The 16,240-nt window shown below is 69.1% G+C and carries 16 protein-coding genes; 6 read left to right on the forward strand and 10 right to left on the reverse strand.

Annotated elements, in window-relative coordinates; genetic code table 11:
- Positions 1 to 48: 48 nt before the first annotated feature.
- A complete protein-coding gene (locus ABT313_RS33770; protein ID WP_350862173.1) occupies positions 49 to 1,524 on the reverse strand; it encodes a leucyl aminopeptidase family protein in 1,476 nt (491 codons plus the stop codon).
- Between the two features lie 175 nt (positions 1,525 to 1,699).
- Positions 1,700 to 1,867 (reverse strand): DUF3117 domain-containing protein, encoded by a 168-nt coding sequence (locus ABT313_RS33775; protein ID WP_012923066.1) that lies wholly within the window; start codon positions 1,865 to 1,867, stop codon positions 1,700 to 1,702.
- A gap of 166 nt (positions 1,868 to 2,033) precedes the next feature.
- On the opposite strand from ABT313_RS33775, the gene ABT313_RS33780 reads away from it, so the two are divergent.
- From ABT313_RS33780 to ABT313_RS33790, 3 genes are all read left to right on the forward strand, one after another.
- A complete protein-coding gene (locus ABT313_RS33780; protein ID WP_350862176.1) occupies positions 2,034 to 2,864 on the forward strand; it encodes a PaaX family transcriptional regulator in 831 nt (276 codons plus the stop codon).
- Between the two features lie 32 nt (positions 2,865 to 2,896).
- Positions 2,897 to 3,688, forward strand: a complete 792-nt coding sequence (locus ABT313_RS33785; RefSeq protein ID WP_350862178.1) for an enoyl-CoA hydratase/isomerase family protein — start codon at positions 2,897 to 2,899, stop codon at positions 3,686 to 3,688.
- Positions 3,689 to 3,827: 139 nt separating this feature from the next.
- Positions 3,828 to 5,939 (forward strand): alpha/beta hydrolase-fold protein, encoded by a 2,112-nt coding sequence (locus ABT313_RS33790; protein WP_350862180.1) that lies wholly within the window; start codon positions 3,828 to 3,830, stop codon positions 5,937 to 5,939.
- A 191-nt stretch (positions 5,940 to 6,130) separates the two neighbouring features.
- On the opposite strand, the gene ABT313_RS33795 is transcribed toward ABT313_RS33790, so the two are convergent.
- From ABT313_RS33795 to ABT313_RS33825, 7 genes are read right to left on the reverse strand one after another with little or no spacing between them, the layout of a single operon-like run.
- Entirely contained in the window at positions 6,131 to 6,691 is a 561-nt protein-coding gene (locus tag ABT313_RS33795) for a DNA-3-methyladenine glycosylase I (protein ID WP_350862182.1), read from the reverse strand.
- Positions 6,688 to 7,128: an SRPBCC family protein gene (locus tag ABT313_RS33800; RefSeq protein WP_350862184.1), complete on the reverse strand. Its 441-nt coding sequence runs from the start codon at positions 7,126 to 7,128 to the stop codon at positions 6,688 to 6,690. Before ABT313_RS33800 ends, ABT313_RS33795 begins: the two co-directional genes overlap by 4 nt.
- Positions 7,128 to 8,861, reverse strand: coding sequence for a DivIVA domain-containing protein (locus ABT313_RS33805; RefSeq protein ID WP_350862455.1), 1,734 nt, complete (start codon positions 8,859 to 8,861; stop codon positions 7,128 to 7,130). Before ABT313_RS33805 ends, ABT313_RS33800 begins: the two co-directional genes overlap by 1 nt.
- Before the next feature lie 54 nt (positions 8,862 to 8,915).
- On the reverse strand, positions 8,916 to 9,773 hold the full coding sequence (locus ABT313_RS33810; RefSeq protein ID WP_350862186.1) for an LOG family protein: 858 nt from the start codon (positions 9,771 to 9,773) through the stop codon (positions 8,916 to 8,918).
- A 37-nt stretch (positions 9,774 to 9,810) separates the two neighbouring features.
- Positions 9,811 to 10,878, reverse strand: coding sequence for a succinyl-diaminopimelate desuccinylase (gene dapE, locus ABT313_RS33815; protein WP_350862188.1), 1,068 nt, complete (start codon positions 10,876 to 10,878; stop codon positions 9,811 to 9,813).
- A complete protein-coding gene (locus ABT313_RS33820; RefSeq protein ID WP_350862190.1) occupies positions 10,878 to 11,558 on the reverse strand; it encodes a VOC family protein in 681 nt (226 codons plus the stop codon). The genes dapE and ABT313_RS33820 overlap by 1 nt, the downstream gene beginning before the upstream one ends.
- Before the next feature lie 10 nt (positions 11,559 to 11,568).
- Positions 11,569 to 12,360 (reverse strand): CGNR zinc finger domain-containing protein, encoded by a 792-nt coding sequence (locus ABT313_RS33825; RefSeq protein ID WP_350862192.1) that lies wholly within the window; start codon positions 12,358 to 12,360, stop codon positions 11,569 to 11,571.
- A 63-nt stretch (positions 12,361 to 12,423) separates the two neighbouring features.
- On the opposite strand from ABT313_RS33825, the gene ABT313_RS33830 reads away from it, so the two are divergent.
- Genes ABT313_RS33830 through ABT313_RS33840 form a run of 3 tightly spaced genes read left to right on the forward strand, consistent with a single transcriptional unit; the run spans position 12,424 to position 14,161 of the window.
- Positions 12,424 to 13,074 (forward strand): pyridoxine/pyridoxamine 5'-phosphate oxidase, encoded by a 651-nt coding sequence (locus ABT313_RS33830; RefSeq protein WP_350862194.1) that lies wholly within the window; start codon positions 12,424 to 12,426, stop codon positions 13,072 to 13,074.
- Positions 13,047 to 13,730 (forward strand): maleylpyruvate isomerase family mycothiol-dependent enzyme, encoded by a 684-nt coding sequence (locus ABT313_RS33835; RefSeq protein WP_350862195.1) that lies wholly within the window; start codon positions 13,047 to 13,049, stop codon positions 13,728 to 13,730. Before ABT313_RS33830 ends, ABT313_RS33835 begins: the two co-directional genes overlap by 28 nt.
- Before the next feature lie 59 nt (positions 13,731 to 13,789).
- Complete coding sequence (locus tag ABT313_RS33840; protein WP_350862197.1) at positions 13,790 to 14,161, forward strand: GNAT family N-acetyltransferase; 372 nt, start codon at positions 13,790 to 13,792, stop codon at positions 14,159 to 14,161.
- A 23-nt stretch (positions 14,162 to 14,184) separates the two neighbouring features.
- Here ABT313_RS33840 and ABT313_RS33845 read toward each other — a convergent pair whose 3' ends face one another.
- The gene (locus ABT313_RS33845; protein WP_350862199.1) at positions 14,185 to 16,230 is read right to left on the reverse strand and encodes a DUF5005 domain-containing protein; all 2,046 of its coding nucleotides are present in this window, start codon (positions 16,228 to 16,230) and stop codon (positions 14,185 to 14,187) included.
- Positions 16,231 to 16,240 lie beyond the last annotated feature (10 nt).

The following is a 16,240-nucleotide window of genomic DNA, read 5'->3' on the forward strand; positions in this document are numbered from 1 at the left end:
ACCCATCCCGCGGGTGGGGGATGGGGTGGGGGTGGGAGGTGGGGTGAGTCAGCCGATGCCGGCGGTGGGTGCTTCGCTCGTCAGCCAGGTGGTGAGGAGGCGAGCGCCGGCGCCGGTGGCGCCGACGGAGTACTCGAAGTGGTCGGCCGGGGACTCGGCGATCGACGAGAGGTCCAGGTGGGCCCAGGGGATGTCGCCGGCGAAGGCCTTCAGGAACAGCGCGGCGGTGATGGAGCCGGGGCCCTTCGAGCTGTTGACCGAGTCGGCGATCGGAGTCGCGATCAGGTCCTCGTACTCCGGCGGGAGCGGCATCCGCCAGACCTCCTCGCCCGAGATCCGGCCGGCGTCGGCGAGGTTGTCGGCCAGCGCGTCGTCGGTGGCGAACATGCCGCCGTACAGCATCGCGCCGAGCGACACCTTGATCGCGCCGGTCAGCGTGGCCACGTCGACCAGGACGTCCGGCTTGAGCTCCTTCACGGCGTACGCGAGACCGTCGGCCATCACCAGCCGGCCCTCGGCGTCGGTGTTCTTCACCTCGGTGGTCCGGCCGCCGTAGTGCCGGATCACGTCGTCCGGGCGGTACGACGAACCGGATGGCATGTTCTCCGCGGAGCAGATCAGGCCGGTGACGCGGACGTTCGCACCGAGGTCGCGCAGCGCCGACATCGTCGCGATCACCGAACCGCCGCCGGTCATGTCGCGCTTCATCGACACCATGCCCTCGCGCGGCTTCAGCGACAGGCCGCCGGTGTCGTACGTGATGCCCTTGCCGACCAGCACGACGTACGGCGTCTTCTTGGACGCGCCTGCCGGGACGTAGTCGAGGCGGATGAACCGCGGCGGCCTGGTCGAACCCTGCCCGACCGCGAGGATGCCGCCGAAGCCTTCCGCGGCAAGCTGCTTCTCGTCCCAGACCGTCGCCACCAGACCGGTCGCGGCGGCCACCTCGGTCGCCCGCGCGGCCATCCAGGCCGGGTCCTTCTCGTTCGACGGCGTGATCGCCAGCTGCCGGGCCAGCCATCCGGTCCGGCCGACGACGATGCCGCGGTCGACGGCCGGCTGGCGCACATCCGCCGTACCGTCGGTCAGCGTCACCTTGCCGACCGCGGGCTTGCCCGGATCGACCGTCTTCAGCGTGTACGAGAACGAGCCGAGGACCACGCCCTCGGCGAAGGCCTGCAGCCCCGCATCATCGATGCCCTCGGCAACAACCGTCGTGAGCTCGTCCTTGCCGCGGCCGAACCTCGCGATCGCCGCACCGGCGTGTCGCAGGTCCTTCGAACTGCCGTCGCCGGCACCGACCAGCACGATCTCGGCCACCTCGCCGGCCAGCAGCGGGTACGCCGCGACCGCGCCGGCCGACGCGCTGAAGCCGGTGTCCTGCTGCACCTCGAGCAACCGGTCGAGGTCGACGCCGAGTCGCTCGCCGGCCTCCTTCGCGGCGGCCGGCAGACCGCTCTCGTCGCCGACGACGATCACCCAGGTCGGGGATCCGTGCACCGGCAGACCGGGCTGCCAGGTCACACCGGGCAGGCTGGGGAAGGGGGACGAACTGCTGCGGCGAGCCACTAGGAGGACCTCACTGGAGTTTGATCAGGGGGAGGAGGCAACCGTAACGACCCCGGCCGGTGCCGTAAAAGGCACCCACCGGGGTCGCAGATTGTCAGAGGAGTGCGTGGGCACCCCGGGGAGAACCTGGTCAGCCGACGACAGCCTTGAGCGCGTTCCCGAGCTCGGTCGCTTCGTCCGCGTTGAGCTCGACGACGAGCCGGCCGCCGCCCTCGAGCGGAACCCGCATCACGATCCCCCGGCCCTCCTTGGTGACCTCGAGCGGACCATCGCCCGTCCGCGGCTTCATCGCCGCCATGCGCGCACCCCTTCCCAGTGTCGGTGTTGAGCGACGACACCGCGCGGGGAACCGTCGCCGGCGCCGTTGCGGTGATGCGCCGTCGGCGCGTATCGCAGTGTGTATCAGACCCCATTATTCCCGATCCCAGGCCAGAGCCGTGCACCATACGGCAGACTCGAGTCTTGTGCACGCCCGTTCAGCCCTCTTCGACCTGTACGGCGACCACCTGCGCGCGCGTGGTGCGCGCGCCCCGGTTGCGGCCCTGGTCCAGCTGCTCGCGCCGCTCGGCGTCCATCCGCCGGCGGTGCGCACCGCCGTGTCCCGGATGGTCCGGCAGGGCTGGCTGGAGCCGGTCCGGATCGACGGACAGCCCGGGTACGCGCTGACGTCCCGGGCGCGTCGCAGGCTCGACGACGCCGCCGCCCGGATCTACCGGACCGCCCCGGACGGCACGCCGGTGGTCACCGGCTCCGAAGGCCCCGGCGACTGGGACCGGCACTGGCATCTGGGCATCCTCCGCGAGGTCCCGAACGCCCGCCGCCGCGAACAGCTGGCGAGCCAACTCGCCTTCCTGGGTTGGGCTCCGCTGTCCGACGGCGCCTGGGTCGGATTGCGCAACGACGCCGAGGTGGACCAGATTCTCGGCATGGAAGGGATCGCCGCGGACCGGTTCCGCGCGCCGGTCGACGACGGCGCCGTCGAGTTCGCCCGGCGGGTCTGGAGACTCGACGAGCTCGGCGCGTCGTACGACGCCTGGCTGATCGAGGCGAAGGCGCTGGTCGACGAGGCGGGCCAGGACGCGACCGACGGCAACGGCGACGAGCAGGCGTTCGCCGTACGGTCGGAGCTGGTGCACGAGTGGCGCAAGTTCCTGTTCCGCGACCCGGGGCTGCCGGACGAGCTGCTGCCCGCCGACTGGGCCGGCACGCGGGCGGCCGGGTTCTTCGATTTCCACGCCGAACGACTGGGCCCCGCGGCCGGGCGTTTCGTCGACAACTGCCTGACTCTGCACTGAAATTCTCACCGACAGTCAAGGAGCTGACCACGATGAGTGACTCCGTTGTGTACGCCGTGTCCGACGGCGTGGCCACCATCACCCTGAACCGGGCGGACGCGATGAACTCGCTCGACACGCCGACGAAGGTTCTGCTCCGCGACACGATCCGGGCCGCGGCCGAGGATCCGGCGGCCCGCGTCGTCGTACTGACCGGGACCGGGCGGGCGTTCTGCGTCGGGCAGGACCTGAAGGAGCACATCGGGCTGCTGCAGGCCAATGACCAGGCGGCGCTGTGGAGCACGGTGCCGGACCACTACGCGCCGATCGCGCTGGCGCTGGCCGAGATGCCGAAGCCGGTGATCGCGGCGGTCAACGGCGTGGCGGCGGGTGCCGGCGCGTCGATGGCCTTCGCGTGCGACTTCCGGGTGGTGGCCGACACGGCGGGGTTCAATCTCGCCTTCACCGGGATCGCGCTGTCGTGCGACACGGGGATCTCGTGGACGCTGCCCCGGCTGATCGGGCGCGCCAAGGCACTCGAGTTGCTGTACTTCCCGCGGACCATCTCCGCCGCCGAGTCGCTCGACCTCGGACTGGCGACCTCCGTCGTCCCCGCTGCCGAACTCTCCTCGGCTGTCGCCGAGCTCGCCGGTCGGCTCGCCGCCGGCCCCACCGTCGCCTACGGCGCGGTGCGCCAGTCGGTCAACTACTCCGCCACCCACACCCTGGCCGAGTCCCTCGCCTTCGAGGCGGGCCAGATGCAGCTGACCGGCGGGACCGAAGACCACCACAACGCCGTCGCTTCATTCGTCGCGAAAGAGAAGCCCACCTTCACCGGCCGCTAGCCGCGTACCGATGAACGGGTCGTGGTCGGCTCAGACGCCTGTTCAGACTCCGACACGCCGCGGTAGGCCCACCACTACCCGTTCTTACGTACGACACCACCTCTTGTAATCGTTTACGTAAGCGATTACAAACAGCCGTGTGAGGAAACTGCTGCTGCCTGCCCTGACTGCCGCCACGCTGGTCGGGAGCTTCGTCGTGCCCGGGTTCACCGCCGTACCATCCGGGCCTGCTGCCGAGCCGGGAGTGATCAAGTCCGCCGCCGTGCGGTCGGCGACGCTCGGCGAGGACATCAACTACAACGTCTACCTACCGGCCGGGTACGACGCGTCCACCCGCCGGTACCCGGTCGTCTACCTGCTGCACGGGCGCGGGGACTCGATGAGCGCCTGGACCCAGGTCAAGAGCCGGCTCGACGAGCTGATCGGGGGCGGCGAGATCCCGCCGACGATCGCGATCATGCCCGACGCGCCGTGGAGCAGCCGGGCCAGCTGGTACGTCGACTCCGCTTACAAGGGCGTCGACCCTGGCCGGCCTGTGGAGACGGCGTTCTTCCGGGATCTCGTGCCGCAGGTCGACGCGACGTACCGGACGATCGCGGACCGCAGCGGGCGGGCGATCGCCGGTTACTCGATGGGCGGCGCCGGTGCGCTGCGGTACTCACTGGCGCATCCGGAGGCCTTCGGCGCGGCGATCGCGCTGAGTCCTGCGGTGTACTTCCCGCTGCCGCCGGCCGATTCGAGCACCCGCGATTTCGGTGCCTTCGGCAAGGGTAAGGATCCGTTCGTCGAGTCGACGTACCTGAAGCTGAACTGGCCGGCCGCGCTGAAGTCGTTCTCGGCGACCGGACTGAAGTCGCATCTGTTCATCGCGGTCGGCGACGACGAGTACAAGAACCCGAAGGCGATCGACGCCACCCACGACCTCGACTTGGAGGCGCACATCGTGTTCAACCAGGCGTCGCGGGTGCCGAACCTGACGTCGGAGTTCCGCGTCGTGAACGGCGGGCACGACTGGGACGTGTGGGGACCGACGTTCGCCGAAGGCGCGAAGTACATCTTCCGGTACATCGGCAAGCCGCCGGCCGTCCCGATGCAGGCCGCGATGACGGGTACGGCGGGCGACGACCGCGCCGGCGGGATCGCGACTGATGCCTCAGGCAACGTTTATCAGGCGGTCGCGGCGGCCGGCTCGCTCGACGGGCAGCCGTACGCGGGTGGGACGGATGTCGCGCTGGTCAAGTACCGCGCGGACGGTTCGCGGGAGTGGGCGCGATCGCTCGGGACGAGCGGGACCGAACGCGCGTACGGCGTTGCGGTCGACGCGGACGGGCGCGTTGTGGTGACCGGGTACACGAACGGCGATCTGGACGGTATGCATGCGGGAAACGCGACGGACGACGGGTTCGTGGCGCAGTACGACGCCGATGGGAATCGACGGTGGCTGACGCAGTTCGGCGTACCTGGGTTGGCGGATCGCAGCTACTCGGTGACGGTGTCGGGAACCGATGTATATGTCGGCGGCTACACGAAGGGCGCTCTGGGTGGGGCGAACCAGGGCGACAAGGATGTGTTCGTTGCTCGGTTCGACGGTGATGGACGACTGGTGTGGTTGCGGCAGACCGGAAGTGCCGGTGAGGACAAGGGGATGGCGGTCGCCGTCTCCGACGGATCGGTGTATCTGGGCGGAATGATGTCTGGCGATGGTGGCGTCGACGGTCTGCTCGCGCGCTACTCGACCGACGGCGCTCCGGTGTGGGTGAAGCAGCTCGGCACTCCGGCATCGGACGAAGTATGGGCGCTCGCCGCGGACCCGCACGGCGGTGTCTATCTCGCGGGTTACACGGCGGGCGACTTTGCCGGAACTCTCAACGGCGACAAGGATTTCCTGATCGCCCGTGCCGATTCCGACGGCAACCTGACCTGGCGCGACCAGCTCGGCACATCCACCAACGACAAGGGCGCCGCGGCGGCCGTCGACGCTGCCGGCAACCTCTACGTGGCAGGCTTCACCGACGGTTCGCTGGAGACGCCGCTCGGCAAGTTCGACGGCGTACTGACGAAGTACTCGCCTGACCACGCCCGCAGTTGGACGCGCCAGTTCGGTACTGCGGACGACGATGCGGCCGACGCCTTCGCCGAGGCGAATCTCTACCTCACCGTCACACCGAAGGGCACGCAGGTGAGTGGGCTGTCCGGAACGGATGTCTTCCGAACAGCCTTCACTCCCGACGGCACGAACCAGCTGCCGTAGAACGTTTGGTGGGCTCCCAGACCGCGTTCCGGCCGGGCGAGTCACGGCCGGACAACCACCTGACAGTCGGGGAGCCCGATGAACACCTCATCACGTTCAGTGCCCGGTGCACAACTCGTTCAGCCGTTTGTGTTTGCGTTTCGCCAAAGAGCCTTTTGCAGATGCAGAAGGCAGCTGCACGTGCACGAGATTCAGCGGGCTATACAAGCTTTCAAGTGGTCGTTCACGATGCCGGTCGCCTGCATCAACGCGTACGCCGTGGTGGGTCCGACGAAGACGAAACCCTTCTTCTTGAGGGCCTTCGACATCGCCACCGACTCGGGCGTGGTGGCCGGCACGTCGGCGAGCGTTCTGGGCGCCTTGTGCTTGGCCGGCGCGAACGACCAGAGCAGCTCGGTGAACTCGCCGTCGTCGAGCTCCAGCAGCGCGCGGGCGTTGTTGATCGTCGCGTTGATCTTCAGCCGGTTGCGGACGATACCGGGATCGGCCATCAACCGGTCGAAGTCGGCGCCGTCGTACTTCGCGATCGTCTCCGGGTCGAAGTACGCGAACGCCTTGCGGAAGTTCTCCCGTTTGCGGAGGATCGTGATCCACGACAACCCGGACTGGAACCCTTCGAGCGTCATCCGCTCGAACAGCCCGACGTCGGTCCGGATCTCCTTGCCCCACTCGTTGTCGTGATACTCGATGTACTCCGGCGCCGACGTCGCCCACCCACACCGCGGCTGCCCGTCCGGGCCGACCACCGTCATGCCTGCACCTCTCGAGCCAGGCGGTGCAACGAGACTCGCATCATCAGCTCGAACGCCGGCCGCGCGACGATCCAGCCGAGGCGGCCGAGCGGCGGGTCGACGTTCTCTTCCCAGGTGAAGACGCTGCCGCTGGACACGGGCGCGATCGTGAACGTGCCGGTGCCGCGGACGACCTTGCCGAGATGCTTCACCGTGCACTCGCGCGGCGGATCCCAGTGTGTGATGACCATGTCGTCAGTGAACCCGACGCCACCGACAGAAGTCCGCGCCGCGACCCCGCCGCCGACCCCGATGCCGTCGTTCTCAGTCCCCCAGACGCGCGTCAGCAGCATCCAGCGGGACTGACGCTCCCAGTCCATCACGACGGCCCAAGCATCCTCCGGCGCCAGCCCCAACACGACCGACGCCTCCGCGTGACAACTCCCCGTCCCGTCCATCAGCTCGGCCGCTGATAAGCGCCTTCCCCTTCTTGCTCAGCCGGCGGCCAAAACTGCCACCCCTCCCCCTGCTGCCCACCCTGCTGCGGAGCGGACTGCTGCGGGTTGGACTGCTGCGGCGCCGACTGCTGCGGGGCGGACTGCTGCGGAGCGGACTGCTGCGGCGCAGCCGCCTGCTGCTCGCGTACGACGTACTGCGACTCCTGCGCCTGCGTCCAGTGCTGTGCAGGTGCGGCCTGCTCACCGGGCGCCCGCAGCTGGTCAGCCGACTGCGGCGCCTCTGCCTGCGTCCAGTGTGTCGCCGGACCAGCCTGCTCGGCCGGGGGCTGCTGTACGTCGGCCAACTGCTGCTGTGACTCCGGCACCTGCGTCCAGTGCTGTGCAGGAGCAACCTGCTCACCTGGCGCCCGCCGCCCGTCAGCCGACTGCTGCTGGGCAGCCGCCTGCTCGTCGTGCACGACGTACTGCGACTCCTGCGCCTGCGTCCAATGCTGTGGGGGCGCGGTCTGCTGGCCTGGCGCCTGCTGCCCGTCGGCCCGCTGCTGCGGCGCCTCTGCCTCCGTCCAGTGTGTCGCCGGACCGGCCTGCTCGGCCGGGGGCTGCTGCACGTCGGCCAGCTGCCGCTCCGGCAGCAACTGCTGCTGCGGCTCCGCCACCTGGGTCGAGTGCACGGCAGGACCGGCATACTCGCCCGCAACTGGCTGGCTGTCAGCTAACAGCTGGGTCGAGGCTTGGGGCACCTGCTGCGCACCAACCGAGGGTGTCGGCTCCTGCGGTGCAGCCTGCGGCGACTGCTGATCCCGCGACGGCTGCTCCGACTGCAGCGGGCCCTGCTGGCTGAAGGCCTGCGGCGGTTCTTGGTCCGCCGATTGCGGGCTCGACGGCAGCGTCGGCTGTTGGCTCGGCGACTGCTGGGCAAACGCCTGCGGCGGCTGCTGATCCAGCGGCTGGGTGGATGCCTGGGGTGGCTGCGGGGCTGCTGGCGGCTGAGTGGTTGGGGGCTGTTGGGTGGGGGTGGCGGGGGTGCGGCGGGGGGTGACGGGCTGGGACTGGGCTTCTAGGAGGGCGCGCGCCTCGGCCTGCAGGCGTTCGTATTCGTCGGCGGCTGCCTCGTGCCTGGTTCGGGGCAGCTCAGACGTCTCCGGCTCGTCGTCGTCCGCGGGCTCAGCGCGGGCCGGCTCGGACTCGGCCGTGGGCTCAGCGGCCGGCGGGATCAGCTCGGCCGCAGGAGTTGCCACCTCGGCCGCAGGAGCTGGCTGTTCGGCGGCGGGAGGTGCCGGTTGTGTGACCTGCGGGACCTCTGCCGTGGACTCCTCAGGCTCGTCCTCAGCGGGCTTGCCGGCGGGGAAGTCCCCGCCGACGAGGATCGGCTGGTGCGGCCCGGTGTCCTCGAACTCGGACGCGTCGTACGGCGACTTGGACGAGAAGCCCGCACCGTCCGGCGCCTCGACGATCGGCGCGACCGCCCGCTCCAGGTCCGCGATCCGGCGGTCCCGCTCAGCGACCTCTTTCGCGACCCGTTCGAGCAGCGTGTCGACTTCGTCCATCCGGTAGCCGCGCACCCCGACAGCGAACCGTGCCGACTCGATATCGGTCGACGTGAGCGCCTGCCGCGCGGGCACGGTCATGTCGGGCCGGTCGTCGTACGCCGTGCTCATGGCACCCCAACGACCCGAGGCCACTACCGCGACAGCCCCGATCAACACCACGACGATCAGCCCGAAGAACCACATCACGGGTCCGATCGTGCCATGCCGGACGAGTCAACCGAACCATCACCCGGGATTTCAGCTCCCGTCGGACCCCAGCCGGCGCGCCTTCTCCGACGAGCTGTCGACCTCCCGCGCGGCCGCCTCGGCGGCTTCCTCGGCCGCGGCGTCGGCCAGCTCGCCGGCTTTCATGATGTAGCTGATCGCCTCGTCGACGTCGTCGGTGACCACGAACATGTCCAGATCGGCGGCCGAGATCTTCCCGTCGGCGAGCATCGTGTTCCGCAGCCAGTCGACCAGCCCGCCCCAGTACGCCGTACCGAACAGCACGACCGGGAACGACGTGACCTTCCGCGTCTGCGCCAGCGTGAGCGCCTCGAACAGCTCGTCCAGCGTGCCGAACCCGCCCGGCATCACCACGAACCCCTGGGCGTACTTCACGAACATCGTCTTGCGGGTGAAGAAGTACCGGAAGTTCATCCCGATGTCGACCCACTCGTTCAGGCCGTTCTCGAAGGGCAGCTCGATCCCGAGCCCGACCGACACGCCGCCGGCCTCGGAGGCGCCCTTGTTCGCGGCCTCCATCACCCCCGGTCCGCCGCCGGTGATGACGGCGTACCCGGCCGCGACCAGCTTCCGCCCGGTCTCCTCGGCGGCGGCGTACATCGGATCGTCAGGCTTGGTCCGCGCCGAGCCGAACACGCTGATCGCGGCGCCGAGCTCGGCCAGCATGCCGAACCCCTCGATGAACTCCGACTGGATCCGCAGCACCCGCCACGGGTCGGTGTGCACCCAGTCCGACGGTCCGCGGCTGTCCAGCAGCCGCTGCTCGGAGGTGGAGTGCTGCACCTGCTTGCGCCGCATCACGATCGGCCCGCGCTGCTGCTGGCCGACCAGGCCGGCCGGCCTGTCGGGGTGGATCGATGGTTCTGACATACGTCCAGATTATGGCCTGACCGGTAACGCGGACGGCTCAGGCGCGGTGAGTCAACCAACTCCTCAACCGCTGTTCACACAGCTCGATCTCGGCCTCGGGCACGAACTCGTCCTGCTTGTGCGCATACAGCGGGTCGCCCGGCCCGTAGTTCACCGCCGGTACACCGAGCAGCGTGAACCGCGCCACGTCCGTCCACCCGAACTTCGGCTGCGGCTCTCCCCCGACCACCTCGAGGAACGCCGCCGCGGCCGGCCGCTCCAGCCCCGGCAGCCCGCCCGGAGCCGAGTCCGTCACGGCAACGTCGTACCCCTCGAACACCTCGCGCAGATGCTCCTCGGCCTCCGCCTCGGACCGGCTGGGCGCGAAGCGGTAGTTGATCGTCACCGTGCACAGATCCGGTACGACGTTCCCCGCGACGCCGCCGCTGATCGCGACCGCGTTCAGCCCCTCGCGGTACTCGAGCCCGTCGATCGGCACCCGCCGCGGCTCGTACGCCGCCAGCCGCGCGAGCACCTCGCCCGCGGCGTGGATCGCGTTCGACCCCATCCACGACCGGGCCGAGTGCGCCCGCTCGCCGCGGGTGGTGACCTCGATCCGCATCGTGCCCTGGCAGCCGGCCTCGACGACGGCGTTCGACGGCTCCATCACGACCGCGAACACGCCCTCGAGCAGCTCGGGGTTGGACCGGGTCAGTTTGAAGAGACCGTTGCGCTCCGCCTCGATCTCCTCGCAGTCGTAGAAGACGTAGGTGACGTCCCGGTTCGGCTCGTCGAGGCTCGCCGCCAGCCGGAGCGCGACCGCGACGCCGCCCTTCATGTCGCAGGCGCCGAGGCCGTGGATCAGGCCGTCGGCGCGGCGGGCCGGCAGGTTGTCGTTGAGCGGGACGGTGTCGAGGTGACCGGCGATGACGACCCGCTCGTCGCGCCCGAGATCGGTCCGCGCGACCACGGTGTTGCCGTGCCGGAACACCTTCAGATGACCGTACGCCGACAACGCCTTCTCGACCTTGTCCGCGAGCTTCTCCTCGGTCCCGCTGACCGACGAAACGTTCACCAGCGCCTCGGTCAGATCCGGTGCGCTCGCGGTCAGGTCCAGCTTGGTCATCAGGCCTCCGGGGGAAGGAACACGCAGAATTCGTTGCCTTCGGGGTCGGCGCAGACGTGCCAGCCGATCTCGTCGTCCTTGGGCCGCAGCAGTGTCGCACCCGCGTCGAGCACCGGTTGCAGCGCGGGCGCCGTGACGTCCCAGTGCACCCGGTTCTTCACCGTCTTGGGCTCGGGCACCGGCACGAAGACCCAGTACCGGAACGGCAGGCCGGGCACGTTCTCGAGCCAGAAGTACGGCGTACCCGGCCGGCTCATGAAATCGCCGCCGACCACGCCCGCCCACCAGCGCGCCTGCTTCTCCGGCTCGGCCGAGTCGACGATCAGCTCCATCAGCCGGTACGCCGGAACCGTGTCGCGGACGAATCCGCAGAACTCCCCACCTTCGGGATCCGTCATCACGGTCCACTGCTGCTCTTCGGTGGCCGGCGTATGGACCTTGGCGCCGGCGCGCTCGAGGTCCTCGATCGCGCCCGTGATCAGGTCCAGGTGGACGCGGTTCTTGACCGTCTTCGACTCCGGGACCTTGCACATCCAGATCGTCTTCTCCGGCGTGTCGCCGACCAGCACGTTCGGGTTGTCGGCGGGCGCGGTCAGGCCGATCACCCGGCCCCAGAACGCGACCATCTCACTCGGCGACGACACGTCGACACACAAGTCTTTGAAACGCGCGATGGTCATAGCCGACAGGCTATCCGGACTGCCGTTTCCGGTAGTGCCGGTTCACCCGCTCCCGGTTTCCGCACGACGCCGAGCACCACATCTGCCGCGGATCGTCCTGAAGGAAGTACTTCACGCAGCGAGCCGCCGGACACGCCCGCAACCGCACCCGATCCGGCCCGCTCAAGAACTCGATCGCCGATCGACCGACAGCGGCCACCACCAGCTCCACCGGATCCGCCGTATTCGCATGCCATGCGACCCCCGGCTCCCCATCTCTCTCCCACACCAGCCGCTGGGATCCCAGGCGGCCTGCAGCCTGGTTGATCATCCCCACAGCCGCGCCGACATCCATCAACAGATGAGCATCAGCCCGGCTGGGCGCCGCAGGCGCAACCGCCCGAGCAAACATCGCCCGCACCGCCCGCCGAATCCCCACAAGCTCGTCATGCAAGCGCGCGTCCAACTCACCATCGCCTCCGACACGAAGCACGGAAGCGTGAGCCGCCGCCGTCACTCGCCCGGAAGGGTCGGCCGCCGCCGTCACTCGCCCGGAAGGGGCGGTCGCCGCCGGCGTAGCTCGCCCGGAAGGGGCGGTCGCCGCCGGCGTAGCTCGCCCGGGATGGTCGGCCGCGGCGGCGGGCGCGCGCGGCGCGGAGCGCCGGGCGTGGTCGGCCAGTGGGCGGCCGAGGATCTCGATGAGCTGGTTCTGGTGCTGTTCCAACCACGCGGCGGCGTCCGCGGGGGTCGCGAGCAGGTCTGCGACGCCGCCGTGGCCGTCGTGCTTGATGGTCGCGGCGAGGGCGAAGGCCAGCGTGCTCACTCGGTGATCCTAATGGGAAATCTGGTTGCTGCCATGTGAATACGTCGCCTAGGGTCTCGAAGCGTGACCGACCTCCGCACCCGGCTGCGCGCCGTACCGACGCTGACCGGCACTCCGCCCGCCTGGGATCCCGCACTTGCGCCCGAGACGCCGCACCCGCTGTTCGTCGAGTGGCTGCTGAGCGCGATCGACGAGCAGGTGCCGGAACCGTGCGCCATGACCCTGTCCACGGTCCGCGCCGACGGCCGGCCGAACGGGCGGGTCCTGATCCTCAAGAACGTGACGGACGACGGCTGGCAGTTCGCGTCGACGTCGACCAGCCGCAAGGGCGACGAGCTCGCCACCTCGCCGTACGCCGCTCTCACGTTCTACTGGATCCCGCTCGGACGGCAGGTCCGCGTACTCGGCACGGTCTCACCGGCGGATCCGGAGGAATCGGCGCGCGACTTCCTGATGCGGCCGGAGGCGGCTCGGGCGGAGGCGCTGGTCGGGCTGCAGAGCGCCGTACTCGCGGATCCCACGGACATCGACGTGGCCGTGAAGGAGCAGGCGGAGCGGATCGCCGACGACCCCGAGCTGGTCGCGCCGAACTGGACGCTCTACACGCTGCGAGCGGAAGAGGTCGAGTTCTGGCAGGCCGATCCGGATCGCCGGCACACCCGGCTGCGCTACCGGCTCGAGGACCAATGGACAACGGAGCTGTTGTGGCCCTGAACGAAGTACGCGCCTCCGCCGAGCAGTTGCTCGCCCTCGTCGCGGACCTGGACGACGCGACCGCCCGCGGCGATTCGGACCTGCCCGGGTGGTCCCGCGGTCACGTCATCACGCACATCGCGAACTTCTCCGAGGCGATGACCCGTCAGGTCGACGAGGCGCTCGAGGGCCGCCTGATCGAGGTGTACGACGGCGGCCGCCCCGCCCGCGACGCCGCCATCGAAGCCGGCGCCGACCGCTCCGCCGCCGACCTCCGCACCCACCTCACCCAGGCCGTCACCACCCTGCTCGCCTCCTGGGACAAGGTCAGCCCCACCGACTGGCCCCTCCCCATCCTCCACCGCAACAGCAACCTCTCCGCCGGCCTCCAGGCCACTTGGCGAGAACTAACCATCCACACCACAGACCTCAACCTGGGTGTCACTTCTGCCAGCTGGTCCTCCTCGTTCTGCCTGCACCTGCTGGACTTCCTCCGCCCCCGCACCCCCGACGGCATCCACCTGGTCCTGCAGTCCGACGACACCACCTGGGACAACGGCACCGGCGAGACCGTCACGCTCACCGGTGCCCTGACCGACCTAACCGCCTGGTACGCCGGCCGCCCAACCCCAGGCCCAGTCACCGGCCCCGCACCGAACCTCCTCCCCTGGCCGTAGGCACACCGGAGCCCTTGTTGATGAGTGGCGGGGGTCCGCAGCTGTGCAAGTGTTCGACGATGGATATCTCCGCGGTGGACGGGTCGAACGAGTTGGCCGGCGTCACCGAGAAGCTCATCGAGCAGCTACCGGCTTGGTTCGGCATACCCGAGGCCAACGCGGAATACGTGAACGCGGCTCGCGAGCTCCCCGGCCTGCTTGCCCGTGCGGAGGGCGAGCCGACTGGCGTACTGCTCTATCGGCGGCATTTCCCGCAGGCCGCCGAGATCCACCTGATGGCGGTCGCGCCGAAGTGGCACCGGCAGGGCATCGGCACAGCGCTGGTTCGGCGGCTGGTATCAGACCTGTACGACGACGGTTGCCAACTGCTGCAAGTGAAGACCCATGGTCATGCCCTGCGTCCTTTCCGGAAAGAAGTCGTCGGTGGGTGACGACTTCTTTCCGGAAAGCGGGGTCAGCTGACGGTGAAGTCGTCTGCCTGGATCCAGGTGTCGAGGTTGGGGGCGTTGAAGCCGGCGTAGACGGTGACCTCGTGGGTGTTGGCGGGGACCTTCACCGTGACCTCGTGGTGGACGTAGCCGGTGCCGGCGCCGAACGTGGTGCTGGCGAGGTCCGTCGTACCGGCGCGGACGCCGAAGCGGCCCTGGTCTGCTGGGAGGTTGGCGGAGGCGTTGATCCACGAGCCGAAGGTGTACGTCGCGCCCGGCGTGACCGGGACCGTCTGGTACAGGTCGCTGAAACCCGTGCAGGTACAGCGGATCCAGCCGTTGTTGGCGCCCGAGTGCGCGAAGCCGAGGCCGCGGTCGACGCCGTTGGCCGCCGTACCTTCGAAGAGCCAAGCCGGCTTCCCGCCGCCGGTGCCCTCGAAGCCACCGTCTGCCAGCTGTGAGACGTACCGGACTGCGAGCTCGGACACAGTCGTGAAGGAACGCGTCCCACCAGGCAACCCGATCACCCGCACGCCGTCGGTCTCCTGCACCGGGAACGTGATCGTGTACGTCGTGTTCGCGCCGGCGGACGCATCACCCGGGTACGCCGGTGAAACGGTCTGCGAGCCGACCTCGACCCACTCGCCGTTCCGCTTGACCTGGACCCGCGGCCGACCGGTGAAGTAGCCGCCCTCGGCCGAGACCGCGCCCGACGTGAACTCGACGTTGTTGACTTTGTGCCGCGCCGGCCACTCGTACCCCCACCACGAGGTGCCCTTCACCTCGTCGTCGAAGTCCGACTCGCTGCCCGTCTTTGCGCCGTCGTTCATCAACGCGAGGCTGCCGGAGTTCGTCGACTTCGAGATCGCGACCGCACCTGACGCCGGCGCCGCGAGGTTGCCGGGGCCGGGCAGGTTGGTGGCGGGCGCGTTGGTCGACGGGGTGATGACCAGCTTGCGCAGGTTGAAGTTGTAGACCGACGTACCGATGCCACCGCCGCCGCACGGGCAGACGTTCGCCTGGATGTACATCGTGTTGCCGTCGGGTTGGACGAACTTCGACGGGATCGTCACGCCGTACCCGCCGTACTTCGACGTCGACCACGGGTACCCGCCGAAGTCCTTGCTCAGGAAGTGTTTCCACGGACCCCACGGCGTCGGCGACTCGTAGAACTCGAAGGTGTACTCCGTCCACGACGTGTACACGTACCGCTTCTGCTTCGCGAGGTACGTGACACCGCCCTGGCTGATCACGCTCAGGTTGGAGGCGTTCGTGCCGTACGTCTGCGCGTACAACCGCCGCGTGTCGGTGAGCACAGGCTTGCGATCCGCGAGCCTCGACGACCATCCGGCGCCGGTGTAGAACTTCCACGCGCCGCGGTCCTGCACCTTGTTCTTCGGCACCCTCGCGAGGAACACGCTCTGCGGATCGGCAACCGTGTCGTCGAACGAGTCCCGCCAGTTGCCGTCCAGCCCGTACGCATAGACGTAGCCGTCCGGCGCCAGCGCACCGCCCTTGCCGAAGTCCGCGAACCAGATCGTCGTGAAGACGTGGTTCGAGAACATCGGCTTGGTGTTGTCCCAGGTCCACGTTTTCCCGTGGTCCGTCGACTTCAGGATCGTCGCTGCGGGTACGTCGTTGAAGTCCAGCGCGAGGTCCTGCACCGCGAGGTACAGCGTGTCCCCGACGCACACCATCCCGGTCGGCTTGCGGTTGTAGCCGGCACCGCTCCAGACCGAGCCGACCTGATCGCCCTTGGAGATCGTTGCCCCGGACAAGTTCCCTGGCGTGCCGTTGATCTCGCTGACGGCGATGTCGGCGAAGTCCCCGTCGGTGCTGAAGCCCTTGCCGTCACCGTTGGCGGCGTACATCTTGTCGTTGCCCGCCCAGCAGGACGGCCAGAGGTCGCCGTCGCTGTTGCTGGGCGTGCCTTTCGAGTCGACCTGCACGGTCCCGACCGAGGCCGCCGTACCATACGGTTTGGTATGGCCTGCCGGTTCGGCGGACTGGGTGAGGAGTGCCGCTGATCCGAAGACCAGCGGCAGGACGGCAAGCAGTGCCCCACGTTTCATGACAGGCGCC

Source organism: Kribbella sp. NPDC000426 (assembly GCF_040300265.1).
GTDB lineage: Bacteria > Actinomycetota > Actinomycetes > Propionibacteriales > Kribbellaceae > Kribbella.

Coding starts and splice junctions, on each gene's coding strand:
- ABT313_RS33775 (WP_012923066.1), bottom strand. CDS start 1,867: ATGGCGGCGATGAAGCCGCGGACGGGCGATGGTCCGCTCGAGGTCACC.
- ABT313_RS33785 (WP_350862178.1), top strand. CDS start 2,897: ATGAGTGACTCCGTTGTGTACGCCGTGTCCGACGGCGTGGCCACCATC.
- ABT313_RS33795 (WP_350862182.1), bottom strand. CDS start 6,691: ATGACGGTGGTCGGCCCGGACGGGCAGCCGCGGTGTGGGTGGGCGACG.
- ABT313_RS33800 (WP_350862184.1), bottom strand. CDS start 7,128: ATGGACGGGACGGGGAGTTGTCACGCGGAGGCGTCGGTCGTGTTGGGG.
- ABT313_RS33805 (WP_350862455.1), bottom strand. CDS start 8,861: ATGTGGTTCTTCGGGCTGATCGTCGTGGTGTTGATCGGGGCTGTCGCG.
- ABT313_RS33810 (WP_350862186.1), bottom strand. CDS start 9,773: ATGTCAGAACCATCGATCCACCCCGACAGGCCGGCCGGCCTGGTCGGC.
- dapE (WP_350862188.1), bottom strand. CDS start 10,878: ATGACCAAGCTGGACCTGACCGCGAGCGCACCGGATCTGACCGAGGCG.
- ABT313_RS33820 (WP_350862190.1), bottom strand. CDS start 11,558: ATGACCATCGCGCGTTTCAAAGACTTGTGTGTCGACGTGTCGTCGCCG.
- ABT313_RS33835 (WP_350862195.1), top strand. CDS start 13,047: ATGGACAACGGAGCTGTTGTGGCCCTGAACGAAGTACGCGCCTCCGCC.
- ABT313_RS33840 (WP_350862197.1), top strand. CDS start 13,790: ATGGATATCTCCGCGGTGGACGGGTCGAACGAGTTGGCCGGCGTCACC.
- ABT313_RS33845 (WP_350862199.1), bottom strand. CDS start 16,230: ATGAAACGTGGGGCACTGCTTGCCGTCCTGCCGCTGGTCTTCGGATCA.